Here is a 26,021-nt window from a genome sequence, read left to right on the forward strand (position 1 = left end):
TTCGCGCCCGAGGGGGCCGCGGGTCAGGTGCGGTCGCCAGTGGAGACGGCTGGGCGCGAGGAAGGGGCCAGCGCGCCCTGTCGCCGATACTCCAGGAAGAGCTTGCCCCAGGGGGTGGTGGCGGCCCAGTCTTCGAAGACGCGACGGTCGCGAACGGGCCACCGGTAGTAATCGTGATATGCCTCCGAGCCAAGGACGAAGACGTTGACGAGCGGCGTGCGCATGAAGATGTTCTGAACGCGCTTCAGCGGCCCGAACCAGATCACGTCGCCCACCCGGCTGGCGCCATTGTCGCCAACTTTGAAACCCCAGCGCTCGGCCGCGGCGTCCTCGTCGCCCACGATGCGGATCTGCGCCGGATCGCCGATGCCCAGGCCGGCTTCGTGGGCCAGCCGAATGTACGGCAGCGACATCGGATCGTGGCCCATCATGCGGGCCGCGACGGCGTCGATGGCCACCTGGTCGGCGGAGCCGAGGATGACGTTCTTGACCTCGGGGAACATGGTGCGGGGGCCGGGTCCATTGCCTGCGGTCGTCCCGTCCATGACGGCGAAAATGCCCGGATGGATCTCCTGCTGGATCGCTAGGAGATCGACCAGCGTCTCGTGGATCCAACTGTGGGTATAGTGGCGCCTCGTATTCAAGAGTCCGCCGAAGGCGTTCTTCATGGCGCCGGTCGTGGTGGTGTAGATGTGACACTTCACCGTGGGCAGGTGAACGATGTTCTTGCCGGCGAAATAGTCGGGGATCTGGATGCCCTCGGGGAAGATGCGGTCGAGGACCAGCATGCGGCGCTTTGGCTCATAGTGGATCCACCGCATGTCCTCGTCCTTGAAGTTGTAGAGAACGGGGATGTCATGGCGCTGAAAGATCGGGACGTAGCCGTTCAGGTCCTCGCCTTTGAAGGCGTCAGTCACCACGGTCTTGTTCTGGACGCACACGAGGTCGCCGTACCCCAGAGCGCGCAGGGCGAGAACCGTGCCCTCAAGCTGCCACGGGGTCGTGTTCGCCGCCGGAAAGGGGAAATGCCAGGAGATGTTGTCCTTGAGGATCGTCGTGGCGCTGGGCTGCAGGGAGTCAGCCGCGCCCGCCAGCTCGAACAAGCGACCGTAGTCGTCCAGAACGGATTCTGGTCTTGTGCGCAGGACGGCGACGATTCCCCGCCCGGGTTCTGCCATGGATGCCTCCCTCGTACAGCCACCCCGTACGCAGGGCAGACCGCACGCTCCAGATTATAGCTGCGGCCCGGCAGCCGTCTCTGGGAGAATCACCGATAGCGTCTTGGCGGGCGTACGAGCGAAGGCCAAATGGACGGACTTCGACTGATCGTCGACCTGGCCCTGGCCGTCGGACTTGCTTTTGCCGCCCTCGCGTCTACACCGCCAGCTTGTACAGCCCTCGCGCATTGTCCTCGAAGATCCGCTGGCGATCGACCTCAGTGAGCCAGTCGATCTCCTCGATCAATGGCTTGATGTCGTCCATCCACTTCCCGGTCTTTGGATCGATGGACGTGCCCGTGCCGGGCCGCTCGGTACCGAACAGGCAACGGTCTGGGCCGACCGCTTCGAAGAGGACCTCGAGCGCCTTCTTCGTGTAGAGCGCCGTGTCGAAGTAGAGCCGGCGAAGACTGGTGTCGAAATCCTCTTGCGCGTCGAGGACGCGCCGGCCGGGGCGATCGTAGAAGGAGCGGAAACGGCCGATCTGATACGGAATGGCGCCGCCGCCGTGGGAGACGACGAGCTTGAGGCTCGGGAAGTCGAGGAAGACCCGGGACTCGAGAAGGGAGATGATCGCCGTGCTTTCCTCGTTGATGAAGTGCAGCGTGTACGGCTCGCGCTCGTTGCCGCATCGCGTGGAGTGGATGAGGGCCGGCACGTCCAGATCGACCAGCGCTTCATAGAGCGGGTACCAGTACTCGCTCCCCAGGGGCGGTGGCGGCGGGCTGTAGCCTTCGTTGGGGTCGGGGTTCAGGAGGCATCCCACGAACCCCAGCTCCTTCACGCAGCGACGGAGCTCCTCGACGGAGTTGGCAGGGCTCACGCCCGCGTTTTGCGGCAGCCCGCACACGCCGCGAAACAGATCCGGGTGGAGGGCGCACTGACGCGCGATGATGTTGTTCTGCGCCTCGATGTACCAGTGCACGATCTTCTCGGGCTTGGCGCTGTGGCCCATGCTGATCGGTCGCGGCGACAGGAGCTGCACGTCCGTGCCGACCTCGCGAACCTGTTCGATGAGGGACTTGCCGCGAAAGACCGGCCGATTCAACGCGGCGTCGACCTCGTCATCGGAGACCTTGAAGGGCTCGTATCCGTGCGAGCCGCCGTTGGCAAGGAGGAGGGTGTAATACGCGTTGAGAGACGGGCCCGACAGGTTGTGGGCATGGGCGTCGATAATCACCAATCACTCCCGGCGCGACTTAGAGGGCGTCCGCTGGGCGGGTACCCGGCGGCCCGCGCGCTGCCCGAGCATATCAAATGCCGGCTCGGCGCAGACGCGCTCCATGGGCGCGCTGTCTTTGCCGATCGGCCGCGCTCCTCGGTCGCGCGGCGCGGCGAAGGAGCGAACAGGGGTCATCCTGAGGGCGGAGTGCGAAGGATCTCCGGGATGCTTCGCCGCCCTCAGGATGACCGGTTGACCACGCGGCCCGCGTCGGGCTGTGCCGCGACCCGGTCCGGCCTCGAGGACGGCGACGGACGCCGTGGCGGAGGAGGCGCGACCGGTCGTGTGGCGCGCGGTGATTAGTGCGTCGGTCGGTTGGCCGCCTGGAAGCACGCGACGTCGTACTGCGACACGCTCTTCGGGTTCTGCGAGTTCTGGGGCTGCGCGCCCGCGTATACGTTGGTGGCGTGCTCGAAGCCCTGGGTATTGAAGCCGCTCGGCGTCAGGGTTCCAGACGGAAAGATCTGCTCGCAGTCCTGGTTCGGCTGGCCTGGAACACCCGTGTTCACCGCCAGCGCGGACGATACGGGGATCACGCTCAGCGCGCTGACGATCAGGCCGATGACGACGATTCGCTTCATGCTGCCCTCCTTGGCTGGCGGGGCTGCGCCCACGCCCGCGTGCCACGGAGCCAGAGCTGGCTCCGCTCATAAGGCGTGACGAAACAAATCGATTGCCGGATCACGAGAGATCGTGGGGCCGCCCGCTCTTCGACGGGCCTGTCCTGAGCGCCCTTCGACAGGCTCGGGGCGAACGGGCCGGAAACCTGGTGCGAACTAGCCTCGCGCCCCGTCCGGGGTGAGCTTGTCGAACCACGAACGGCCCGGAAGCCCGGGGCGGACGGGCGGGGGCGTCAGCCCTTGGCGGTCACCGCCTGGCGGGCATCAAGGGTGTTGGGCTCGATGCCCCGCGTGATCATCTTCGCACTGTCCCGTTCACGCTCGACGTGGACGTACGGCGTGTTCTTCGCCTCGTCGCGAATGACGAACATCGGGTCCTCGCCGCGCTGCACCTTCTCCGCGTTCTCGATGAGCATGTTGTGATAGAGGATCACGCCTTTGTCCGAGGTCACCAGGTGCTCGCCGGTGCGGTCGCTCAGTGGGCCCTGCGCCACCCACGCTGCCTCGTCCTGCAGCGGGATGTCGGACCACTCGACTCGGCCCAGCTCATCATAGGGCAGCTCGAGGTGCCGAACCGGAACCTTCGCAGGGATCTCCTCGCCCGGGCGCACGGGTGATCCGCGGTAGCGCACGTGCAGGGTGTGCGTGTCATCGACCGGCACGCGGATCTGGTAGCCGTACGAGTCGCCAACCCCCTGGACCAGTGTGTGGGGAAAGAGGAACGGATGGCCGACGGTCCAATCGTCGGCGTCGTCCGGCTCCCCTTCGACGAGCCGCCGCTTGTAGATGCCGTACTCGAACACGTCGAAGGCGATCTTGAGGTGGCGCGCCGTCTGGACGCGGCGATTGATCCCGTGCTTCCGATTCCACCAGTCGGCCGCGTAGCCGTGCAGATGCTCGAAGTGCACCGGGTCGATGGAGTTGTCGTTGCACTGGACCCAGTTGCACGGGAGCGGCCGCATCGTAATACCGCGCGCCAGATCGTCGCGGACCAGCAGCTCGAGCCGCGGCAGCAGCGGCCGGGGCTCGGGGCCCATGTATGCCCAGATCAGGCCGCCCAGCTCCTCGGCGGCGTACGCGGTGATCTTTAGCGGCAGGCAGGCGGGCTCGAAGGGCATGTCGACGACGTGCCCGTCGCTGTCGTACGTCCAACCGTGATAGGCGCAGCGCAGCCCGTTCTCCTGCGGAATGCCGTAGGCGAGGGAGATGCCGCGATGGGCGCAGCGCTCGGCCACCAGGCCGAGCTTGCCCTTCTCGTCGCGGAAGAGAACGAGGTTCTCGCTGAGCAGCCGGACCGGTCGAACGGGATCATCGTCCAAGTCGACGGTCGCAGCGATCGGCCACCAGTAGCGTCGAAGCAGCTCTCCCATGAACGTGCCCGGGCCGGTCTGCGTCAGGCGAACGTTTTCTTCAGCGGTGATCATGCGCGGCCTCCTCCGGTGCGACCTGTGCAGATGTCTCGGTCAATCGCCTTTCCGTAGGTCAATCCTATCGATACCGGCCGCAAACGTCCAGCGAAATTCGGCACAGATCGCAATCGAAGGGACCGGATCAACGGCGCTGACGCGCGTGGGACTTGCTCGCTTCTGCCCCGACAATCGATTATGCTGCGGGTGCGTCTCGACGACGCACCGGTAGGCGCCGGCATCACCGTGAAGAGGGAAGCGCTGTGCTGAAGGAAGAGAACGAGCTGCTCACGCGCGTGGGCCCCGGCACCCCGTGCGGGAACCTCATGCGCCGGTACTGGCACCCAATCTGCGCCGAGGCGCAGCTTCGCGAGAATCCCGTCCGCCCCATCACGATCCTCGGTGAGGAGCTCGTGCTGTTTCGCGACCGCAGCGGGCAGCTCGGGCTGATCCATAACCGGTGCGCCCACCGGGCCATGCACCTGATGTTCGGCGTCCCCGAAGAGCACGGGCTGCGGTGCTGCTACCACGGGTGGCTGTACGGCCATGACGGCCGCATCCTCCAGACGCCCCTCGAGCCGGTCGAGAGCCACATCAAGGACCACGTCCGGCTCAAGGCGTATCCCGTTCAGGAGCTGGGAGGACTGATCTGGGCGTACTTGGGGCCGGAGCCCGCGCCGTTGCTTCCGCGCTGGGACCTGTTCGTTCGCGAGGGGGGCTTCCGCCAGATCGTCGCCCATCAGCTCCCGTGCAATTGGCTCCAAGTGATGGAGAACCGCGGCGACCTCGGCCACGCGATCTACCTTCACGGCCGCCTTCATCAATACGCCCTCGAGCGCCAGGGTCGCCTGACCGACGATCCGCTGGCTCGGTACAACTCCGCAATGCGGCAACAGAACGATCGGCTCCAGCGCGGCGTCTACACACAGTACCGACCCGTCTACAACGAGTTTGGCTTCACCAAGGGGACCCGCGAGTCGGGTGAACCGGACGACGTCCCATCGTGGGTCATCGGCACGAACCCAATCCTGTTCCCCTATCTCCTCGGGTTCGGCCCGGGCAACATGGGCATCCGCCAGTCGTACCAGCTCGGCGTCCCCATTGACGATACCCACACCTGGCATATGCAGTACTTCTGCTATACCTTCCCGCCCGGGATCGAGGTACCCCGTCAGGATCTTGTCCCGTACGTCGAGGTGCCCCTCACCGACGAGAAGGGCGACTACACGCTCGACTACGTGCTTGCCCAGGACATGGTCGCCTGGTACGCCCAGGGCGAGATCACCGATCGATCCGTGGAGCATCTCGGCGAGTCGGACCAGTGCGTCGTAGCGTACCGAAAGCTCCTGCGCGAGCAGATCGACATTGTGGGGAAGGGGGGCGAGCCGATCAACGTGTTTCGCGATCCGGACATGGCGGAGCGCCCCGAGATCCGGGTGCCGTCGCGACCAGGCTACCGTCCGTTCGTGCGTCCAGGCGAGCCATCGGCGGCCGGCTTCTACCGATCGAACTACCACAAGATCTCGAAGGGCGGATGGCCCTACATCGATGACGACGCGGATCGCTACTGCCCGGACCGCGACACCATCATCGAGCTGTACCGCCAGACGGAAGAGATGCTGGATCGGCAGGAGGCCGCGCGCGGCACGGCTCGCGCCGTCGACGGGGGCGGGCCGGGAAGGGCCTGACCTGAATGCGCGGCCAGCCCTCTCGGCGCTACCGTGCCCAGCGCCACTGCGCGATGTTGTCCCAGGCCGTGTCGCTCGCGTATCCGCCCACCATCCCCTCGAGGGTGGCAGTGTGGGCGGCGGCGAGCGAAAGGTAGTAGAGGGGCAGTACAGGCAGCTCGTCGCTTGCGATGCGGAACGCCTCGGCGGCCGCGTGGTTGCGCTCCGACCGGTCCAGCGAGGAGACAAAGACGTCGACGAGCCGGTCGTAGTCAGCGTTGACCCAGCCGCCACGATTGACGCCCGCCCAGCGGTTTTCCGCCGTCGCGACGGCTGATCCGGCGATCTTCAGGACTGGTACCGTGTCGGTGAGTCCGGTCTGCTCGATCCGCAGCGCGGGGTAGGCGGACACGGTCTCGAGATTCTGGGACTGGGCCGCGGGAATGATGGAGATGGGCGCGCTGAGCCCAACGGCGGACCATTGATTCGACAGGATGGCCGCCTCGCGCGGCCCGGGATCGGCGGAGAACGCGCGCAGCTCTAAGCTGAGCGGCTGCCCGGCGCGATCCGCGAATGCCCCGTCAGCCCCCTTCGCGAATCCCGCCTCCCCGAGAAGACGGCTCGCCTCGTCGGGATTGAACGGATATTTCGTGATGACGCGGTCTAGCTCGGCGAAGTACTCTTCGACGGGCCCGGTGAGCGTGTGGGCGACGGAGATCTGGCCGTCAAGAATCGCCGCCGACAGCGATTCCCGATCGGTCGCCTCCAGGATGGCTCGCCGAACGCGCACGTCGAGCAGCGCTTTGGGATTGACATAATCGAGTTTGAACTGCACCTGGAGGAAGCGGGACTTGTTGGGCGTTAGGATCACCGTGCCCGCCCCCGTGCTCTCCCACTGCTTCTTGAGCACGGCGCCCTGTTCGAACCCAATGGCGTCCTCCGCCGCCACGTGGACCTCGCCCGAGAGCAGGGATGCCACGGCCGCGCTCGGGTCCGGCAGGAACACGAGCTTGAGCTGCCCAATGGCTGGTCGGCCTTCGACGAAGCCGTCAAAGGCCGAGGCCTGGATGAAGGCGCCGGGCTCCCAGCGGTCGAGGCGATAGGGGCCCGACCCCACGAACTGGCTGGTCCAGTAGGGATCGTTCAGGAAGGCCTGAACGTCGCCGGCTCGGTACTTGGACTCGAGGATGTGGCGCGGCATGGGCGGCACACCGCCGTACCGGCTGGTGCTCAGCTCGCCGGCCTGGCCGTACGGCTGCTTCCATCGGATCACCACGGTCCGATCGTCGGGCGCCGAGATCTCCTGGATGAGCCGAATGGGAGGATCGGTTGGCACGCCCATCTCCGGATCGGTGAACACCTGCCAGCCGAACACCACGTCGCTGGCGGTGACGGGTGCGCCATCGTGCCACGTGAGTCCCGGCCGAAGGCGATAGGTGGTATCCATCGTCCCGTCGGGATAGACCTGCCAGTCGTCCGTGTTGAGCTGCGGGAGCTTCTCCGCGAGCTGCGGTCGGGGTTTGTTGTGGGCGTCGGCGACGACGAGCCACGCGCTGAAGATCATCGTCGGCGCGGCTGGCGTGATGCCGCTGGTCGTCGGCGGCCGCGGCGAGAGCGCCGTTGGCTCGACGTGCATGCCGATTACGAGGGTACGAACGGGCGGAGGCGCGGGAGCCGTCGCCTCGGACGGCGCCGACCTCGGCGCCGAAATGCACGCCGGCAGCACCGCGACGGACAGGAGGAGGACGGCACTCCTCAGGTTTCGCACTGCAGCGCCTCCAAACCTGGCTCCTGCGAGCATAGCGTCGCCACGCGACCACCGCAACTGGCTGGCGCCTGCTGGGTTGCACCAATGCGGCTCCTGTACTACGCTGAAGCCCAGCAGGTCCAGAGCCGTACTTCGCGCGAACGCGCGCAGCGCGACGAGAGTCCGAGCGAGGAGGAAACCTCATGCGCATCATCGATGCCGACGGCCACATCACCGAGGGGAAATACGCGGACGAAATCGCCAAGTTCATGCCCGGCGATCAGGGCCGAAGCATCTTCCCTCCGCTCGACCACTTCCATTCCTATTACCTGCGGGCCGATCGGGGCGTGTTCGGGAGCCCCGATGCGGAGGAGTGGCTGGGATTCCTGGACGATGTCGGGATTGATTGGACCGCGGTCTACCCCACATCGGGGCTGGCCGTCGGACGGATCGTGTCGGTGGATTGGGCCGTGGCGGCGTGTCGCGCCTATAACAACTGGGTCCACGAGCGGTACGTTAACGAAACGCCGCGCATCAAAGGGGTCGCCCTCCTCCCCCTTCAGGATCCGCAGGCGGCGGCCGAGGAGCTGCACCGCTCGGTGACCGAGCTGGGGATGTGCGCCGCGATGCTGCCGTCCAACGGCGAGGGCGTGAAGGCGCACCTCGGCGATCGCATCTACTGGCCCGTGTACGAGGAGGCCCAGAAGCTCGATTGCGCCCTGGCGGTCCACGGGGGGTGCCACCATCACTTTGGAATGGACGCTTTCAGCACCTACTACCCGGTCCACGCCCTCGGCCATCCTTTCGGCATCATGGTTCAGGCCGCGGCCATGCTCGCCCACGGCATTTTCGACCACTTCCCGGGGATCCGCGTCGGCTTCCTCGAGGGCGGGGCGACCTGGGTGCCCTTCTACCTCGATCGCATGCGGCGGTCGTACGAGGGCCACGTCCAGCAGACGGTGAACGGGGAGTACGTCGAGGGGCCGCACCCGAGCGAGGGCGCCATCGAGCATTTCAAGCGCCACGTGCGCGAGGGCCGCATCTTCGTCGGATTCGACTGCGACGATGAGGGCCTGGGGTACGCGATCCAGCGCGCGGGGCGCAGCCCCTTCCTGTTCGCCAGCGACTATCCCCACGAGAGCTTCAACGCGCAGACCTGTCGCCACGAGATCGACGAGCTGCTGGAGCGCGAGGACCTCTCCGCGGTGGACAAGGAGGCCGTGCTTGCCCAGAACGCGGAGCGGTTCTACGGGCGGCGCGCTACCGGCTGATCTCCCACTCGTACACATTCCACGTGTCGGAGTTCAGCCCCGAGTTGTCCGGGCCTTTCAGCGCGCTCACGTGCGCCGAGACGCTGAGGTTGTAGTAGAGCACCCACGAGGGCAGCTCGTCGCTCGCGAGCTTCAGCATCTGGACCACCTGCTGGCTGCGTGACTGCGGATCGAGCGTCGTATTGAAGGCATCCCAGAGCTGATCGTACTGTGGATTCGACCAGCTTCCGCGGTTCGAGCCGGCCCAATGGTTCTGGGCCGTGGGTATGCCGGACGATGCGAGGCTTTCGAGGCGTCCCGCCGACGTCGTGTGCAGGGCGGGGAACGACGATCGGAATTGGCCATCGCGCAGCCGTGCCGGTGGCACGAAAGAGGCGTGTGAGTCGATCCCGACGCTCTGCCAGGTGTCCGCCAGCACCGCCTGCTCCTTTTCATACTGCGGCCCGGCGTCAGCCCACACCTCCATGCTCAGCCGTTCGCCGTTCGCGCTCGTCTGGATCCCGTCCTGGCCCTTGTGGAATCCGGCCGATGCCAAGTAGTCCTCGGCGCGACGCGGGTCGAAGGGGTAATGGGTCATCGCCTTGTCGGCCTCGGCGAGGGTGCGGTCCATGTCGGGCACGTGGTCGTAGATGGCGTGCTTGGTCAGGAACATGTCCGACATCGACCCCCCGCCGTCGAAGAGGGCGTCGTTCAGGGCCTGCCGATCGATCGCCGAGACGATCCCCTTCCGTACCCGCAGGTCCAACAGGGCGGCAGGGTTCACCAGATCCGGGCGGAACTGGACCGACGTGTACCGCATGGTGTCGGGTGTGAGGAGCACAACGCCCTTGCCCGCCGCGCCCCATTCACGCTTCAGGACCGATGCGTGCTCGAAGCGAAGACTGCGGCCGGTGGCGTACTGCGCCTCCCCCGCGAGGAGGGTCGTGAGGGCTGTGTTTTCGTCGGGGATGAAGCGAATGTTGATGCGATCGAGCCTGGGTCGACCCAGGACGTGACCGTCGAAGGCGATCGCCTCGAGGCTCGCTCCCTGCTCCCAGTGCCCGACGCGGAAGGGCCCGGCCCCGACGTAGTCCACGGTCCAGAAAGAAGAGGTCGAGAAGGCGTCTGGATCCGCGCTCGAGAACGGCTCGGCGAGAATGTGCTGGGGGAGGGGCTGGAAATCAAACCGCAGTCCGCCCGCGTCCGGATACGGTTGCTTCCAGTGGATGACCACCGTGCGCGGGTCCGGCGCGGACACATCCTCGATGAGGTCGAGCACCCTGGAGGCGACGCCGAGCGACGGCTCGCGGTACACGCGCCACGCGAAGGAGAAGTCGTCTCCCGTCAGGGGAGCGCCGTCGTGCCAGGTGAGGTTCGGGTGCAAATGGTAGCTTGTCTCCATTCGGCCGTCCGGCAGCACGCGCCAGGTATCCGTGTTGAGCTGCGGTAGGGCCTCCGCGAGGTACGGTCGGATCGCACCTTCGCCGTCTTCGATGTCGAGCTGTGCGTTGAAAAGCCGCGTCGTGGAGCTGACGCCGGCGCCCGCCGTCCGGATGGGGAGCACCGCGAGCGACGGAGGCTCGTAGCGGACGACCATGGTGAGGACGCCTCCCGGACGCGCCGGCGCTCCCGACGTCGAGGCGCCGGTCGGCGATGGACCACGGGTCGACCCGCATCCGACGACCAGGAGCGCGAGTGCGCTAATGGCAAGTCCGCGGAACTGGCGCTTCATGGCAGTTGTCTCCACGCTTCGTGTGCTTCGCCCATAGTACCCTTTACCGATACTGGCGACTCGTCGAAGTATGAGCCATGGGGGGGAGAGGATGGAAGATCGATACGATGTCATCGTCGTCGGGGGCGGCTCCGCGGGCTGCGCGGCCGCGAGCCGGTTGTCTGAGGACCCGCATCGGCGTGTGCTGCTCCTCGAGGCCGGACCGGATCCGGACCCGATTCCGGAGATGGTCTCGGACGCGACTCAGCAGACGCGGCTGCTGCTCGAGTCACCCTACGTCGTGATGTACCCGACGGTGCGCCACGTGGACGGAAGCACCTTCTATTCGCTCGCCGGCCGCATCATGGGAGGCGGCTCGTCCGTCAACGTGATGGCAGCGCCGCGGCCGACGAAATACGACCTAGATGGATGGGCCGCGCGCGGCAACCCGGACTGGAGCTACGATCGCGTGCTGCCGGTGTTGAAACGGATGGAGTCCGACCAGGACTTTCCGGATAGCGCCATCCACGGTTCGTCCGGGCCCCTCTATATCAAGCGATCGATGCCCCTCGACCAGATGGTGTCCGGTCGATTCGGCGCGCTTCTCGATCGCGCCAAGGCGATGGGACTCCCCCTCTGTCCGGACTCCAACGTCCCCGAGCCGTATGGGATCTGCACGTCGCCCTTTACGATCAAGGACGGCGTGCGGCAGTCCACGAACGTCGCCTACCTCAATCTCGCGCGCGGGCGTCCGAACTTGACCATCATCGCCGAGGCGCCCGCCCTCTCTCTCGCGGTCGATGGACATCGGGTGAACGGCGTGCGCTTCGAAAAGGATGGCCACTCCTACACCGCGCTGGCGGACCGCGTCGTGCTTTCGGCCGGCGTCTACCATAGTCCCCAGATCCTCATGCTCTCCGGCATCGGACCCGCCGCGGAGCTCGAGCGGCTCGGCATCGGCGTCGTTCATCCCCTGGACGGCGTCGGCGAGAACTATCAGGACCATGCCGTCGTCTACATGACGTTTGAGGGTCCGTCGGATCTCGTGGAAGACTCGCTTGCTCCGCGCTTCCGGCTCATGATCAAGAGCGACCCCGCGCGGACCTGTCCCGACTTTCACATTCATATGCGCCCTCCAACCGAGGTCTCCGGGTTGAAGCGGATGATGCCGGTCTCGCTCCACTTGCTCGAACAGCGAAACCGTGGGCGCGTTTCCCTCCAAAGCGCCGATCCGCACGACCTGCCGGCGGTGGATGCGCGGCTTCTCGAGCATCCCGACGACATCGAAGCGGTGACGGCGGCGATGCAGTTCGTGAAGGAGCTGCTCGATCACGAATCAATGCGAGCCTATTATGGTCCGCTGATCCAGCCGGGACCGAAGGATAACTGGGCCCACTTCGCTCGGGCGACGCACAACAGCTACCACCACGGCGTCGGCACGTGCATGATGGGTCCGGCGAGCGATCCGATGGCGGTTGTCGATCAGACGCTACGGGTCCATGGAATGGACAACCTCTGGGTCGCGGACGCCTCGACCATGCCAACGGTGACGCATGCCAACACGAACTTGACGTGCATCATGATCGGCGAGCGCGTCGCCGACTTCGTCGCCGCGGCGAGCTGAGGAGCGCGGTCGTCGGCCGACGGACGGGTCACGAGGCGCCCGTGACCACCTGGCGGTGGATCTGCTCGGTGAGGTCGCGCACCTGTTGCGAGAGCTTGGCAACCTGCTCGGTGAGATCCGTGTTCTGTTGGAGAAGGGTCAGCGTGTTCTGCGCCAAATCCTCTCGATGCTTTGCGTCCGCGTCGGACCAGATCTTGTCACGCTCGGCCTGGCGCGTCTGCGCCAGCAGAATGAGTGGCGCGGCGTACGCGGCCTGCAGGCTGAATGCGAGGTTGAGGAGGATAAAGGGGTACGGGTCGAAGCTTACAAGGAGCGCGAACCCGTTGAAGACGATCCACACCACCACGATCACCGTCTGGCTGATGAGGTACTGCGGGGTTCCGAAGAAGCGCGCCACGCGCTCGGCGAAGGCGCCAAACGCACCCGCTCCGAACGTCGCCCCGAGATGCGCGTGAGGGGTATGGAAGCGCATGTGCTTTGCGGCATCCGCGGCTACTGCCATTGATTCCTCCTTCGAATCCGTTTTCTCCCCTGTGGCAAAGGCCCGTGGACGTTGCCATCGTGAGGGCGAGGCCGAAGGATCTCCCCCCGGGACGCTGGTTCGCTGCGTCCAGCATGACCTCTACGCCCCCATGGACAGGCGGACAAAAGCGTACACTGGATCACCGCGGCACGCCTGTCGCGAGTACGCACGGGCTGGGAGGAACCGATGCGCCTGGCCGAGTGGAGCACGTACCCAATCCATCTCCCCTACCCGCGGCACATCCAGTGGGGCTCGACCGACGAGCACGGCGCTGATTTTCTCCTCCTGCGGCTGACCGCTGACGACGGAACGGTCGGTTTGGCGGAGGGGGTCGCGAAGACCGCCTGGCACAGCGTCACCCTGCGCTCGCTGGCCGTCGCGATCGAGGAGTTGTTCATCCCGTTGATTCGGGACGTCGACCTCCTCGACGAGGCTACCGTGACACGGGCTTTAGGGAAGATTCGCGAGCATCGGCTGGCCCGGGCCATGATCGACATCGCCTGCTGGGACATGCGCTCCCAGGCCCGTGGCGCCCCGATGTGGCAGATCTGGGGCGGCGACCCAGACGTGGCCGTGTCGTGGACCGTGACGCGCCAGCGCCCGGAGCTGATGGCGGCTGAGGCGGCGACCATGGTGCAGCGGCACGGGTTTGGAACGCTGAAGGTCAAGGGCGGCCAAGGTCGCGACACGGATCGCGCCGCGTTGCGCGCGATCCGCGCGGCCGTCGGCCCGACGATCGAGATGTACGTCGACGCGAATAGCGCCTACCCCGAGGTGGAAGCGTCGGCCTACCTCGAGGATTTGGCGGAGCTGGGGGTGACCCTCGCCGAGGACCCCTGCCGCCTGTTGCCGAACCGCGCGTTCGAGCGGCTCCAGCGGGAGAGCCCGATTCCCATTCTCGTGGACAACGGCTGCCGCTCCATCCAGGACGCGGCGCTCTTCATCGAGCGGGGCGCCCGAGCGGTGAGCGTGAAGCTCAACGGGACGGGCGCGAGCGACGGCATGCGTCTCGCCCAGTTCGCCGAGGAGCATGGATGCGCCGCGCACGTGGGCTTCATGGGCGAGTCGTCCCTGGGGGCCATGGTCGCCCTGCAGCTTGCGAGCGCCCTGCCCGGGCGGCAACGGAACCTCCCGGCCGAGACGAGCTTCTTCCTCACCTTCGGCGAGGAATATGTGACGGAGCGCGTGCGCATCGCCGGCGGGCGCGCGCGACTCCTGGCCGAGCCCGGGCTGGCTCGCTGGGTCGATTGGGAACGCGTTCGCGCCTTCGAAGCCCGACCCTCGTCAGTCGATGGCGGCCCACAGCACGCGGTCTGACGGCAACTCGAGGGGGAGCGGGTCCCAGCTCTCGCCCCGATCGCGGCTGAGGAGGATCTGGCCCGGTGCGTCCGTGAGCGCGGCCGACGCGGGCGTGCTCGTGTCGATGGTTTGCCCGCGATTTGTCGCCCCGACGCCGGCGAACACCGCGTCCGGGTCGCTCGGATGGCGCGCTAGCGCCCAGACCATGTGATCCATCTCCTCGGGCAACCCGGCTGTGACGCGTTGCCAGGTGGCCGCGGCGTCCAAGCTGCGGAATATCGCCGCGCGGGCGCCCCGCTCCTCACGCCGCCAGAACCCTGGCGAGCCGTCCGCCGTAGCGATCAGCATCGTGGGCGGCTCACCCGCGCGCGTCGGGTCGAGGAACAGGAAGTCGTGCGAATAGTTGCGGTCCAGCCCATTTTCTGCGCGAACCCATCCGTCTGCCGGATCCTCGCTCGTGAAGAACCCGCGCGCCGATGACGTGAAGTACCGGCTCGTGCTATGCGGAAGCGTCTTCATCATGTGCATGTCGAGATAGTCGATGCCGCCGCTCACGTCCTCCCACGTGGCGCCCCGGTCGAAGCTGCGGAGGACGCCGCCGTGCTCGAGGCACACACCCAGGAAGCGCGGATCGTCCTGGTGGACAAAGACGTAGCGGATGTGGCCGGTGGCCGGTGGATACGGCGTCCACCAGTTCTGGCGCACGTCTTCCGGAACGTCGAGGAGGGAGGTCAGCTCCTCCCAGTGGTCGCCGCCATCTTCGCTTCGGTAGAGGTGTACCGGCTCGGCGCCGACGTACACGACCGAGTCGTCAGTCGGATCCACGGTGATCGCCCGAAACTCGCCCTCGATGATCCGCCGCCAGTGGCGGCCGGCGTCGTCCGTCCGATAGACCCCGTCCCAGGCGACGGCCGCGTAGACGCGCTCCGGCCGCGATGCGCAGCCCGCGATCGTGTCGAACACAGCGTCCGGAAATTCGTGGCCGACGTGCTCCCACGTGGCGTCGTGGCCGCGCCAGATGAGCAGTCCGTGCTGGGTTCCCGCGTAAAGGCGAATCGTATCCGTCACGTCGCGCTCCTCCCCGGCCGTGTCGAGCCCATGCGCGTGGCGCGCGGGCCGCGGCCCCTGTCGTCGCGGCAATCATAGGCCAAACCCGGCGAACGTGCGGCTGCTAGCGCGCGCCGCTTCCCACGGGCTGCGTGCTGCGCCCCTTCCAGTGGTCCTTCCAGTCCACCTCGGCGGGGAGGATGTCGTCTCGCGCGATGAGATCGGGCCACTGGTTCAGCGCCACGTCCCGAACGACGCCTCGCGGCTCGCGGCCGTTTTCGACGTCGCGGATGGCGTCGAGCATGATCTTGCGCATGTGGATGAGCCCGCGGTCTGTGTATCCGAGGTGCTCGATGGTCCGATCGTAGATCGGTCCCTCGCTCTCCGTCACGAAGCTGTCGTGCACGACAAAGTCCTTGCCCATCCCGAGGAACGTGGAGGTCTTCATCTCCTCGCGGTCCTGGAGGTAGCGGTTCGCCTTGTTGCGCTTTAGCCGGTAGTTTTCCGCCACGCTGGCCCGCGCCCGGGATCGCTCCGACGGATCGACGGGGCCCGTGCGGTCGAACCAGATCCCGTAGCGCCAATGGTGCTCGTCGTCAATCGGGACGTGCCAGTTCACGTTATAGCCGGCCTCCCCACGACTGCCGACACAGCCGGCCGACGGCATGATGAAGCTGCGCACCTTGACGAATCGCCGATTGCCCTCCGCTTTGCGGATGGCGTAGAGGTGCATGCCGAAACCGGTGTCCACAGGCTCGATCTGCGGCGCGGGGTCGGCGGCGTGGATCGCATTCCGAAAGTCCGCATCGTCCCGCGGCTTGAAGAACCGGTGCAAGAACGAGAGATGCTGCGGGTCGAAATTCCCTTCGTTCCCCTGGAGATAGTTGCATTCCTCGTAGTACTTCGTGGCGTAGGTGTGGTCGGGGGGCGCCAGCAGAAACTCGTACGCGGGGAAGAGCGGCGGCTCGCCAGGGCCCATGTAGGTGAAGATGATGCCCGCCTGCTCGTGACATGGATAAGCCGTGTGACGGATGCGCTCGTGGAAGGTGCTCCCGGTGGGCTCGCCCGGCTGCTCCAGGCAGCGCCCGGACCGGTCGAATAGCCACCCGTGGTAGATGCATCGAAGGCCGCCATCCTCGAGGCGCCCATAGCTCAGGTCCGCACCCCGATGGGAGCAGTGGATGCCGAGCAAGCCCGGATGGCCCGTCTCATCCCGAAAGAGGACGAGGTCCTCGCCGAGGAGTCGAACGGGAACGGGGGCGCCGCCTGGCGGTAGCTCTTCCGACAGCGCGGCCGGCTGCCAGTACCGGCGCATGAACTCGCCCCCCGGTGTCCCGGGGCCCACTCGCGTGAGGCGATCGTTTTCTTCCTGGGTCAGCATACGGCTACCTCCGTACAGAGCACTGGCTGGTCAATCGGCCGAAATCGATCATACCACCGGCCAAATTCCTGGCGCCCTCGGCCGCGCAGGCGGGGTGGGGGCGGCGTGGCGCGCGGAAAACGGCGCGGCGTCTAGCGGCCGGGGAAGAGGGTCCCGATGTCCAGGGAGAGGTAGTCGAGGCGGAGAAGGGCGAAGAAGACGATGACCCCCAATAGGACGATCGCCGTTTCTCGAGTCACGGTCCGGTGTCGAACGGCAGAGCGGACGACGACGACCAGAAAGAGGGACAGCCACGAGGCGACCGCCAGCATGTAGGCGGCATGCCAGGCGCCCAGAGCGTTCCAGTGCCACGGCTCCGGCATCGTCCAGTTCACGATGCCGTGCACCGCCTGGTCGATGTGGAACGCGGCGGTCACGGCGGCGCCGATGAAGAACGCGATTTGAACGGCGCCGGGCGTAACCAGCCGCTGATGGCGCAGGATCGCGGTCGCCGCCGCCATGTTGACGATGGGGAGCACGAGCCCATCGCCGAAGATGGCCGACTCATAGTTGAGGGACGACCGGAGCTCGCTTACCAGAGGATGGTGGATCGCGATCAGGACCGCGCTCAACAGCGCGCCGACGAAGAACCCGCAGATGAAGGTCGCGGCTCCCACCGCGAGCACGACGCGGCGCGCGTGCTCGGGGCCGACGATCAGATCGAAGCGCGGGGCGCCCCCGAGCGTGAGGCGCCGCGCGGCGTTTTCGCCGGCTCGGTCCCCGACGAGCGGCGCGTCGGTGGCGGGCGCGCCCGGAGCCGAGGCGACGGCGCTCGCGAGAGCGGAGATCCTGGTACGAATCCGGGACATGCTCCCTCCGCGATCCATTGTCAAGGGCCGGAAATGCCTGTGCGGTGTTGGTGGTGTGTCGGGGCGGGCGCGGCGCGCTCTGCGCCGACCATCAATAGTACATGAGTCGCTCACCGGTGACGTTGTGTCTGCACACCTTCACGCACAGGATCGCCCGCGCGACTGGGTCACAATCGCATCTCAGCCCCTGCCCCGTGGCGCGTGGCGCACCCGCGGCCGAGGTGAGTCCATTCGCCGTTGCCCGCGCCTATCGCGATGGTTAGACTGACGCGGACGCGCGAACGTGCGACCGGGGGGAGATGGCGACCATGACCGAAGCGACCGTGCGGCCTCAGCACGACGAAGCGACAACCGTGAGTTGGAGCGTGCCCTCCGCCTACGAGCAGTGGGTGGAGTCGATAGGCGTTCCCATCCATCGGGGCTTCTACGTTCCAGATCTGCGAACCGTGGAGCTTGGCCCCTGGGACGAACGCGAGTGCAACGCTGCCTTTCTCTTGCTGGCCGGTCAGGAGGGTGTGAGCGAGGCGCGTGTGACGGAAGTGCCGCCGGGGGCGACGCTGCCGCCCCTGACCATGGCGGTCGACGAGGTCGTGTACGTGGTCGAAGGGCGCGGACTCACGACCGTCTGGACGGATGACGCGGGCCCCAGGCGAACCTTCGAATGGCAAAAGCACAGCATGTTCTGCATTCCGCGCTTCCATCGCTATCAGCTCGGCAACGCGCATGGTTCGGCGCCCGCGCGTCTGCTCCACTGCAACTATCTCCCGCTCACGCTGCAGGCTATACCAGACCCGAGCTATTTCGTGAACGTGTCGGGAGCGGGCAGGGCGGGGTTGGACGGGCCGGACGCCACGCTCTTTTCGGAGGCGAAAGCGATCGAACAGACGGAAGCCGGGTCCGGGCCGCGCGGAGGCGTATTCTGGTTCGGGAACTTCTTTCCCAACATGCGCGCGTGGGACCACGTCGTTCCGTTCAAGGGACGGGGCGCAGGCGGCCACGTTGTCTGGGTGCGGTTCCCGGACTCGCCGGTGACCGCGCACATGTCGGTGTTCCCGTCGCGGACCTACAAGAAGGCGCATCGCCACGGCCCGGGTTTTGTCATCGTCATACCGGCTGGGGAAGGTTTCTCCGTGATGTGGCCGGAGGGACAGGAGAAGGTGGTCATCCCGTGGCAGGAGGCGAGCGTGTTCGTGCCGCCGAACCGCTGGTTCCATCAGCACTTCAACCTCGGGCCGGCGCCTGCGCGGTACCTAGCGCTGCACCCGCCGCGCGCCCTCAGTGGGACCGGCGAGCGCGTGCAGGACCCCCAGCGGGATACGATTCAGTACCCCGACGAGGAGCCGTGGATCCGCGCAAAATTCGAGGAGGAGCTGAGCAAGCGCGGCCTCACGAGCCAGATGCCCGAGGAGGCTTATCGCGACCGGGACTACGAATGGGACTACGGCGGCGGCTCGTAGGGCCGGTGGCGTCGCCGAAATCTACAGCCCGTGGGAGGAGCCGTGCGCTTTCACATGCATCTGCTTCCAACCTACTTTCCAGATCTGGACCCGCCCTTTGACATCTTCTACCAGCAGATCCTGGAGCAGATCTGCCTCGCCGAAGAGCTGGGCTGGGAGTGTTTCTGGTTCACGGAGCACCATTTCGCTCTGTATGGCGGCCCAGAGCCCAACCCCGCGGTCTTTCTCGGCGCCGCGGCCGCGCGCACGTCGAGGATTCATCTGGGGTCCGCCGTATCGATCCTGCCGCTGCACCACCCGATCCAGATCGCCGAGGACTACGCCATGGTCGACGTCCTCTCCCGGGGACGGCTGGAGTTCGGGATTGGGCTCGGCAACACGCCGAGCGACTTCCTCGTGTACGGGGTGCCGCGCGAGGAGGCGCGCCCGCGATTCGAGGAGGAGGGCGAGATCATTGCGCGGGCGTGGGCCCAGGACCGGTTCTCGTATGCAGGGAGGTTCTGGGACTTCAAAGACGTCTGTATTTATCCGCGCCCCGTTCAGCAGCCGAGCCCGCGCATCTGGGTCGCCGGCCACTCCCCCGAATCGTTGGGGTGGGCCGGTCGCCACGGGTTCAACATCATGATCACGGCCCACCCGTATCCGCCCGAGCACTATCCGCGCGCCATCGATGCGTGGCGGGACGGGTTGGGCGCAGCCGGGCTGACGCCCAAAGACCGCAACTGCAAGGTCCACCTGCGCGTGTGGGTCGACGAGAATGCCGAGCGCGCCCGCGAGGTCGCACAGGCTGCGATCCTGCGCTACGACGAGCTCGCCGCGATCGGCCGGGGCCGGACGGATTTCGATCCATCGACGTACGACTTCTCCGGGATGCTCGCCACCGGGCGCAATGTCTACGGCAACCCGGACCAATGCATCGCGGGCATCCGAAACGCGATGGCGCACTATGAGTTCGACATCTTCAGCACGACCTTCAACTTCGGCGGCATCCCGCATGCCGACATCATGCGGGCAATGCGCTTGTTCGCGCGGGAGGTCATGCCCGCCTTCAAGGGCGTCGAGCGCACGATGGAGCCGCGTGATCGGGCGACGCGCGTTGGCCCGACGGGGTAGCGGGATGCTGAAGCGGCGTTGGATGTATGGATATTGCATAGACAATTATCTATCTAAAGTGCTATGATCACGCTATGCGAAGCAAGACGCGGCCCCCGGACTGCTGCGTGCCGCCGACGTCGAACGAGCCACTCCCTGAGCCGGAGCGAGCGTCGGTCGCGGCGGTCTTTCACGCGCTCGGCGATTCGACGCGGCTCGAGATCTTCCGTCTGATCGCCGCACAATCCGCGCCGATCTGCGTTTGCGACATCACCAGCCGCTTCGACGTCACGCAGCCCACCGTTTCCCATCACCTGAAAATCTTGCGGGAGGCCCGGCTCGTGACGGTCGCCCGTCGCGGGGTCTGGGCCTACTACGCCGCGGACGCGCGAGGGATTGCCACGCTGCGCGATGCCCTGGGCGCGCTCCGGCTGAGCTCGGGGGTTGCCATCGGGTAGGCGTTATTTTTTGCCGCTTTCCATAGACAATTATCGATTCCATATTCGTCAATATTCGAAAGGGGAAAACCGTGGAGCCGACAGCCCGTCCTACCGAATTGCGCGAGAGCGTCCGCCAGAAGTACGCGCAGCGAGCCCTGCAGTTGATCGCCGAGCATCCCGCCGAAGGAGGCTGCTGCAGCGGCTCCGCGTGCGACCCGATTTCGAGCCAGATTTACTCGCCCGAGGAAGCCCAGCTCGTGCCGGAGGGTGCGCTCAGGGCCTCTCTCGGCTGTGGCAACCCGACCGCCCTGGCCACGCTCCAGCCGGGTGAGATCGTTCTGGATCTGGGAAGTGGCGGCGGGATCGACGTTCTGCTCGCCGCCAAGCGGGTGGGGCCCGCCGGATTCGTGTACGGCCTCGACATGACCGACGAGATGCTGGAGATGGCCGAGCGCAACAAGGCCAACCAGGGCGCAACCAACGTCGCGTTCGTCAAGGGCACGATCGAAGAAATCCCGCTCCCGGACAACACGGTTGACGTCGTCATCTCCAACTGCGTCATCAATCTCTCGACGGATAAGGCGCAGGTGCTGCGCGAGGCTTTTCGCGTGCTCAAGCCTGGCGGTCGATTCGCCGTCGCGGACGTAGTGGTCCAGGGCCGCCTGCCCGCCGACCTGCGCCGAGACGTGGAATCCTGGGTTGGATGTGTAGCGGGCGCCCTCGAAGAGGCCGAATACGGCCGCCTGCTCTCCGCCGCTGGCTTCGAGGCGATCGAATTCGACGTGACGCGGGTGTATGACGCGGAGCAGTTGGCCGGCATCCAGGATGTTAGCTGTTGCGGCAGTGCCGGCGCGGCCGCGTCGGCAGGGGAGGACGGCAGAATCGTCAGCGCCTTCGTACGCGCGCAAAAGCCGAGCGGGGAGTCATCACCTCAGCGACGATGACCGACGGTCGGACGCGCTCTACGAAATCAGGGAGCTCACGCGCCTGTCTCGTCGTCGAACAGGTGAATGTAGGAGTCATACCGGAAGCGGCGGTGGCGGGCCTGGCCGGTGAACTCGAGCAGGACGCCGAGATCGGTCAGGCGCTGAACCATCTGATTGGCCGCGGCGTACGTTGTGCCGGTGATCCGCATGACGTCGTTCACGCTCAAGATAGGGTGCTCGTAGAGATGCTCGAGCACACGATGCCCATTGCCCGCCGCGCGGCCGAGCTGTTCGGTGATGCGGCGACGGTGATCCTCGCGGAGCTGGAGGATGCGCCGCGCCGTCTCGGCTGCCTGGACGCTCGCCTTCGCGACGCCGCGGAGGAAGAAGACGAGCCATCCTTCCCAGTCACCGGACTCCCGCACAGCCTGTAGCCGCTCGTCGTACTCCTGGCGGTAGCGCTTGAAGTAATGGGACACTCCATCGATCTGTCCTCTCACCCCATGCGCAGCGTATCGCGTCCGTTTCACCCGCTGGCGCCCGACCAGGATAACGGGTTACCGTCCTGGCCGCAATCGTCGCTCCGGGCGGATGCCTCCGTCGCGTCGGCCGTGGGTCGGTCAATTGACCCTCTTTTGGCCGCGGGCTACACTCGCGGTGACGACGCGACTATCATGGCCGAGGGGTCGTCTCCTCGCGCACGCGCGCGGGTTCAGGGAGGATCGATGCTCACGAGCGAGATGAACGAGCGGCTGACCAGAGTCGGGCCGGGGACCCCAGCGGGCGAGCTGTTGCGCCGCTACTGGCACGTCGTGGCGCCCGCGGCCGAGCTGACGCCGGACCGGCCAAAGAAGCGGGTACGCCTGCTCGCCGAGGATCTCGTGCTCTATCGTGAGCCCGACGGCAGCTATGGGCTCGTGGCCGAGCGGTGCGCGCACCGCGGCTGCTCCCTCTACTACGGTTTTCTCGAAGATGGGGGCCTGCGCTGTCCGTATCATGGGTGGCTCTGGGGTCGCGACGGCAGGTGCCTCGAGCAGCCGTTCGAGCCGGCTGAGTCGATGATGAAGCGCGTGGTGCGCCAGGCCGCGTACCCGGTCCAGCGAATCGCCGGCCTCCTTTTCGCGTATCTGGGACCGGCGCCCGCGCCCCTGCTCCCCCGGTGGGACGTCGTCGCCCGCGAGGACGGCACCCGGCTGATCGAAGTCCAGCCGGTCATCGACTGCAATTGGCTCCAGGCGGAGGAGAACTCCCTTGACCCAACCCACGTCTACTATCTCCACGGCCACACCCTATTCAAGAAAGGCATCCGGCCACGAAACAACTACCGAAAGATCACGGCGTATGACTTCGAGCGCTTCGCGCACGGCATTCGCAAGAAGCGCATCTTCGGCGGCGACGGGCTCGATTCCTACGAGGAGCCGGGCCACCCGGCGGTGTTTCCCAACATCCTTCGCCACCACGTGGAGGGGCGGGATGGAAACAATCCCTATGACGGGACCATGCCGATCGATATGCACTTCCGCGTCCCGATCGACGACACCCACACGCAGGTCATTTGGCTGGGCTTCACGCCGTCGGTGGACGGAAGCTGGACCGATCCGTATGAGGAGGAGCCCGAGCTGGTCTATGTGGATTCGCTGAAGGACGAGTCCGGCGACTTCCACATGCGCACGTACCCGAGTCACGACAGCATGGCGTGGGTGACGCAAGGGCCCATCTTCGACCGAAGCGCGGAACACCTGGGCGCGTCGGACCGCGGCATCGCCATGTGGCGCGAGCTGCTGGAGGAGCAGATCGCCATCGTCGAGGCCGGCGGCGACCCCATCAACGTGTTCCGAGACCCGGCGCAAAACGCGCTCATCGAGTTCTCGCCGACGCGCGTGCGCGCGGGCGACCGGTACGTCCCACGCGACTCAGAAGAGGCGCGCAACTGGAAGGAGTACCGCCCCGGCTCGCGCGACGAGGCGCTGGCGGGCATGAAGCGCCGCCAGATGGAGAAGGCGGTAGCCGGGGAGGCCGCCTTCTATGGAAACGCGTAGCGGCGCCTCCTCTCCCGCCAGGCGGTCAGCCCGCGGAAAGGAACAGCGCTCGGGTGAACGGGTGACCCCGGCTCCTGGCTACGGGTGGTTCGTCAGCGGCTCCGCGTCGATGAGGACGAACAACATTCGCGCCGGCCGGTCGCTGCGGTTCGACCAGGCGTGGAAGGTGCCGCGCTGGACCAGCACGTCGCCCGGGCGCATCAGCGTTTCATCGTCGTCCAGCACGGCCCAGATCTCTCCCTCGAGACACACCGCGTAGTCGACGGTGTCGGTGGCGTGGAACGCCGGGTCCTTCGCGGAGCGCTCCGGCGTCGTGCGGCAGCCGCGCCGCTTCAAGTCCTCCGGGTCGTATGGGTGGGTCTTGGATGGAAGGATGTCGACGACGCGGATCACCGTTCCGCCTCGGTCCGGCGGCGGGGTGCGCAGGATGATCCCGTCGGGAACCGGATCGGTGGGATCGGTATTGGAGGCGGGCGACCCGTGGGTGATCCAGAGGCCCGCGCGAACCGGATCCGATGGCCCGAGGTCCCCGGTTGGGAGGAGCTTATCGGACACGATGTAGGACCGACCGGCCGCGTTGACCCCCGTCACGATACGTCGCACTTTCCCGGGCATGCCATCCCTCCCTATCTTCCTAAGCCAGGCCACGAGGCCCGACGTGTCTCCCCCAAGACGCGGGGGAACCTTACCGATTCGGTGCGATGAGGGCAAGCTCGCTCGGTCGTCGCGCCGTCCTGGCTCATCCACCCGCCGGCGCGGTGACCGCCGCATGCCCGCTGCCACGCGAGGGCTGGACCGCGCAACCGCTGGCGCGGTACATATTGCGCAGCGGGCTCGTAGCGGTGACCTCACGCGGAGGCGGCGCCATGCTGAGCAAAGAGGACAATGCGCTGATCACGCGTGTGGGCCCCGGCGCGCCGATGGGCAACCTCATGCGCCAGTACCGGATCCCAGCGCTCCGCTCGACGGAGCTGCCCGGGCCGGACTGCGCGCCCATCCGCCTGAAGCTGCCCGGCGAACAGCTCGTGGCGTTCCGCGATGCGGCCGGCCGGGTGGGTGTCGTCGCCAACGCCTCCCGCATCGCGGTGCCTCGCTGTTCTTCGGCCGCAACGATGAGCACGGCATTCGCTGCGTGTACTACGGCGGGAAGATCGACGCTATGGGCGCCTGCGTCGACACGCCGAACGAGCCGCTGGAGAGCAATTTCAAGGCCAAGGTGCATGCCACCGCGTATCCCGTGCCGGCGCGAATTCCTGACACATCATCGCTGAGTCGGTTGGAGGAGAAACGATGCTTACGAAGGAAGAGAACGAGCTGATAACCCGCGTCGGGCCGGGAACGCCCGCCGGTGAGCTGCTGCGGCGCTACTGGCATCCGGTCGCGGCGGCGCAGGAGTTGTCGCCCGAACAGCCGACTCGCTTTGTGCGGATTCTGGGCGAGGACCTCGTCCTGTTCCGCGACAAGAGCGGAAAGATTGGGCTGATCCAGGACCATTGCGCCCATCGGGGTGCGTCGATGCTCTACGGGCGCGTGGAGGAGCGCGGTATCGCCTGTGCGTACCACGGATGGCTCTACGACATTCAAGGGAACTGCCTGGAGACCCCAGCGGAGCCGGCGGACAGTAAGTTCCACCTCACCGTCAAGATGCGCGCCTACCCCGTCCAGGAGTTGGCCGGTCTCCTGTGGACCTACATGGGCCCGCACCCCGCGCCGGTGCTCCCGAAATACGACGTGTGGTCGCGCGACGACGCGGTCCACAAGATCGATCTCTACCCGCGGCTCGACTGCAACTGGCTCCAAGCCATGGAGAACTCCATGGACCCGGCCCACCTGCAAATCCTCCACCAGGACTCCAATGGACGGCGCGCGGCCAACACGACCCGCGGCATGACCGACAGCGTGCAGGCCTTCGAGTTCTACGAGGTGCCCTACGGCGTCATCAAGAAGCGCACGTATCGGGACGGGCGCGTGGACGAACACCCGGTAATTTTCCCGAACATCCTGCGTGTCGGGAACGTGGCGCAGATCCGCGTCCCCATGGACGACACGCATACGCAGATCTTCTTTGTGCGCCACGTTCCGCGTGAGCTGGTGGGCGAGGATGGCGCCGAGGACGCCGTCCCGATGGTTCGATCCATCGAATCGTTCAAGACCCCGGCTGGCGCCCTGCACCCCTTCACCCACTTCCGAATGGACCTCACCCTCGGGCAGGACCACATGGCCTGGGAAACGCAAGGGCCGATCGCCGATCGCGAGCACGAACGACTGGCCACGTCCGATCGTGGGATCATGATGTGGCGCGAGATCTTGCGGCGGGAGATCGAGCGCGTGCGTGAGGGACAGGACCCGCTCGGAGTCATCCGCGATCCGGACCACCCGATGATCGACACGCACCTGGCGGAGGCAATGGACGAGATGCGCGCCCGGGACTACGAGGGCCTGGTGGAGCTGCTCCCGGAGGCGTTGAACGGTCGCAAAAAGAAGGCGGCCGTCGCGCGCTGACCG

Annotated in this window: 22 protein-coding genes; 10 read left to right on the forward strand and 12 right to left on the reverse strand. The window is 66.4% G+C overall.

Annotated features, from left to right (window positions below; all coding sequences use genetic code 11):
* Positions 1-23 precede the first annotated feature (23 nt).
* From VFC51_16800 to VFC51_16815, 4 genes are all read right to left on the reverse strand, one after another.
* Complete coding sequence (locus VFC51_16800) at positions 24-1,178, reverse strand: DUF362 domain-containing protein (protein ID HZT08684.1); 1,155 nt, start codon at positions 1,176-1,178, stop codon at positions 24-26.
* 196 nt (positions 1,179-1,374) lie between these two features.
* The gene (locus VFC51_16805; protein HZT08685.1) at positions 1,375-2,397 is read right to left on the reverse strand and encodes an amidohydrolase family protein; all 1,023 of its coding nucleotides are present in this window, start codon (positions 2,395-2,397) and stop codon (positions 1,375-1,377) included.
* A 341-nt stretch (positions 2,398-2,738) separates the two neighbouring features.
* Positions 2,739-3,020: an adenylate cyclase gene (locus tag VFC51_16810; protein ID HZT08686.1), complete on the reverse strand. Its 282-nt coding sequence runs from the start codon at positions 3,018-3,020 to the stop codon at positions 2,739-2,741.
* A 272-nt stretch (positions 3,021-3,292) separates the two neighbouring features.
* Positions 3,293-4,483: a Rieske 2Fe-2S domain-containing protein gene (locus VFC51_16815; protein HZT08687.1), complete on the reverse strand. Its 1,191-nt coding sequence runs from the start codon at positions 4,481-4,483 to the stop codon at positions 3,293-3,295.
* 245 nt (positions 4,484-4,728) lie between these two features.
* Between VFC51_16815 and VFC51_16820 the strand changes: the two genes are divergently transcribed.
* Complete coding sequence (locus VFC51_16820) at positions 4,729-6,153, forward strand: Rieske 2Fe-2S domain-containing protein (protein HZT08688.1); 1,425 nt, start codon at positions 4,729-4,731, stop codon at positions 6,151-6,153.
* A gap of 28 nt (positions 6,154-6,181) precedes the next feature.
* On the opposite strand, the gene VFC51_16825 is transcribed toward VFC51_16820, so the two are convergent.
* On the reverse strand, positions 6,182-7,900 hold the full coding sequence (locus tag VFC51_16825; GenBank protein HZT08689.1) for a peptide ABC transporter substrate-binding protein: 1,719 nt from the start codon (positions 7,898-7,900) through the stop codon (positions 6,182-6,184).
* Between the two features lie 182 nt (positions 7,901-8,082).
* Here VFC51_16825 and VFC51_16830 point away from each other — a divergent pair, with 182 nt between their 5' ends.
* Positions 8,083-9,150 (forward strand): amidohydrolase family protein, encoded by a 1,068-nt coding sequence (locus tag VFC51_16830; GenBank protein ID HZT08690.1) that lies wholly within the window; start codon positions 8,083-8,085, stop codon positions 9,148-9,150.
* On the opposite strand, the gene VFC51_16835 is transcribed toward VFC51_16830, so the two are convergent.
* Positions 9,140-10,861: an ABC transporter substrate-binding protein gene (locus VFC51_16835; protein ID HZT08691.1), complete on the reverse strand. Its 1,722-nt coding sequence runs from the start codon at positions 10,859-10,861 to the stop codon at positions 9,140-9,142. The genes VFC51_16830 and VFC51_16835 overlap by 11 nt on opposite strands.
* A 91-nt stretch (positions 10,862-10,952) precedes the next feature.
* On the opposite strand from VFC51_16835, the gene VFC51_16840 reads away from it, so the two are divergent.
* Entirely contained in the window at positions 10,953-12,464 is a 1,512-nt protein-coding gene (locus VFC51_16840) for a GMC family oxidoreductase (GenBank protein HZT08692.1), read from the forward strand.
* Between the two features lie 28 nt (positions 12,465-12,492).
* Here VFC51_16840 and VFC51_16845 read toward each other — a convergent pair whose 3' ends face one another.
* Positions 12,493-12,966: a DUF1003 domain-containing protein gene (locus VFC51_16845; GenBank protein ID HZT08693.1), complete on the reverse strand. Its 474-nt coding sequence runs from the start codon at positions 12,964-12,966 to the stop codon at positions 12,493-12,495.
* A 207-nt stretch (positions 12,967-13,173) separates the two neighbouring features.
* Between VFC51_16845 and VFC51_16850 the strand changes: the two genes are divergently transcribed.
* Positions 13,174-14,304, forward strand: a complete 1,131-nt coding sequence (locus VFC51_16850; protein HZT08694.1) for a mandelate racemase/muconate lactonizing enzyme family protein — start codon at positions 13,174-13,176, stop codon at positions 14,302-14,304.
* Here VFC51_16850 and VFC51_16855 read toward each other — a convergent pair.
* The 3 genes from VFC51_16855 to VFC51_16865 all read right to left on the reverse strand — a co-directional run bounded on the left by VFC51_16855 (position 14,272) and on the right by VFC51_16865 (position 17,562).
* Complete coding sequence (locus VFC51_16855) at positions 14,272-15,354, reverse strand: hypothetical protein (GenBank protein ID HZT08695.1); 1,083 nt, start codon at positions 15,352-15,354, stop codon at positions 14,272-14,274. The genes VFC51_16850 and VFC51_16855 overlap by 33 nt on opposite strands.
* Positions 15,355-15,457: 103 nt before the next feature.
* Entirely contained in the window at positions 15,458-16,714 is a 1,257-nt protein-coding gene (locus VFC51_16860; protein HZT08696.1) for a Rieske 2Fe-2S domain-containing protein, read from the reverse strand.
* Positions 16,715-16,845: 131 nt separating this feature from the next.
* Positions 16,846-17,562, reverse strand: coding sequence for a hypothetical protein (locus VFC51_16865; GenBank protein HZT08697.1), 717 nt, complete (start codon positions 17,560-17,562; stop codon positions 16,846-16,848).
* Between the two features lie 308 nt (positions 17,563-17,870).
* On the opposite strand from VFC51_16865, the gene VFC51_16870 reads away from it, so the two are divergent.
* The 4 genes from VFC51_16870 to arsM all read left to right on the forward strand — a co-directional run bounded on the left by VFC51_16870 (position 17,871) and on the right by arsM (position 21,495).
* Positions 17,871-19,019: a cupin domain-containing protein gene (locus VFC51_16870; protein ID HZT08698.1), complete on the forward strand. Its 1,149-nt coding sequence runs from the start codon at positions 17,871-17,873 to the stop codon at positions 19,017-19,019.
* A gap of 42 nt (positions 19,020-19,061) precedes the next feature.
* A complete protein-coding gene (locus tag VFC51_16875) occupies positions 19,062-20,132 on the forward strand; it encodes an LLM class flavin-dependent oxidoreductase (GenBank protein HZT08699.1) in 1,071 nt (356 codons plus the stop codon).
* Positions 20,133-20,206: 74 nt separating this feature from the next.
* The gene (locus tag VFC51_16880; protein ID HZT08700.1) at positions 20,207-20,569 is read left to right on the forward strand and encodes a metalloregulator ArsR/SmtB family transcription factor; all 363 of its coding nucleotides are present in this window, start codon (positions 20,207-20,209) and stop codon (positions 20,567-20,569) included.
* 71 nt (positions 20,570-20,640) lie between these two features.
* Positions 20,641-21,495 carry an arsenite methyltransferase gene (gene arsM / locus VFC51_16885; GenBank protein HZT08701.1) on the forward strand — a complete coding sequence of 285 codons (855 nt, stop codon included), beginning with the start codon at positions 20,641-20,643 and terminating at the stop codon, positions 21,493-21,495.
* 35 nt (positions 21,496-21,530) lie between these two features.
* Here the strand turns inward: arsM and VFC51_16890 are convergent, their stop codons facing one another.
* Complete coding sequence (locus tag VFC51_16890) at positions 21,531-21,977, reverse strand: hypothetical protein (GenBank protein ID HZT08702.1); 447 nt, start codon at positions 21,975-21,977, stop codon at positions 21,531-21,533.
* Positions 21,978-22,202: 225 nt separating this feature from the next.
* On the opposite strand from VFC51_16890, the gene VFC51_16895 reads away from it, so the two are divergent.
* Positions 22,203-23,516, forward strand: coding sequence for an aromatic ring-hydroxylating dioxygenase subunit alpha (locus tag VFC51_16895; protein ID HZT08703.1), 1,314 nt, complete (start codon positions 22,203-22,205; stop codon positions 23,514-23,516).
* 78 nt (positions 23,517-23,594) lie between these two features.
* Here the strand turns inward: VFC51_16895 and VFC51_16900 are convergent, their stop codons facing one another.
* Positions 23,595-24,131: a cupin domain-containing protein gene (locus VFC51_16900; GenBank protein ID HZT08704.1), complete on the reverse strand. Its 537-nt coding sequence runs from the start codon at positions 24,129-24,131 to the stop codon at positions 23,595-23,597.
* A gap of 675 nt (positions 24,132-24,806) precedes the next feature.
* On the opposite strand from VFC51_16900, the gene VFC51_16905 reads away from it, so the two are divergent.
* Positions 24,807-26,018: an aromatic ring-hydroxylating dioxygenase subunit alpha gene (locus tag VFC51_16905; GenBank protein HZT08705.1), complete on the forward strand. Its 1,212-nt coding sequence runs from the start codon at positions 24,807-24,809 to the stop codon at positions 26,016-26,018.
* Positions 26,019-26,021 lie beyond the last annotated feature (3 nt).

The organism is Chloroflexota bacterium, assembly GCA_035652535.1.
GTDB lineage: Bacteria > Chloroflexota > UBA6077 > UBA6077 > SHYK01 > DASRDP01.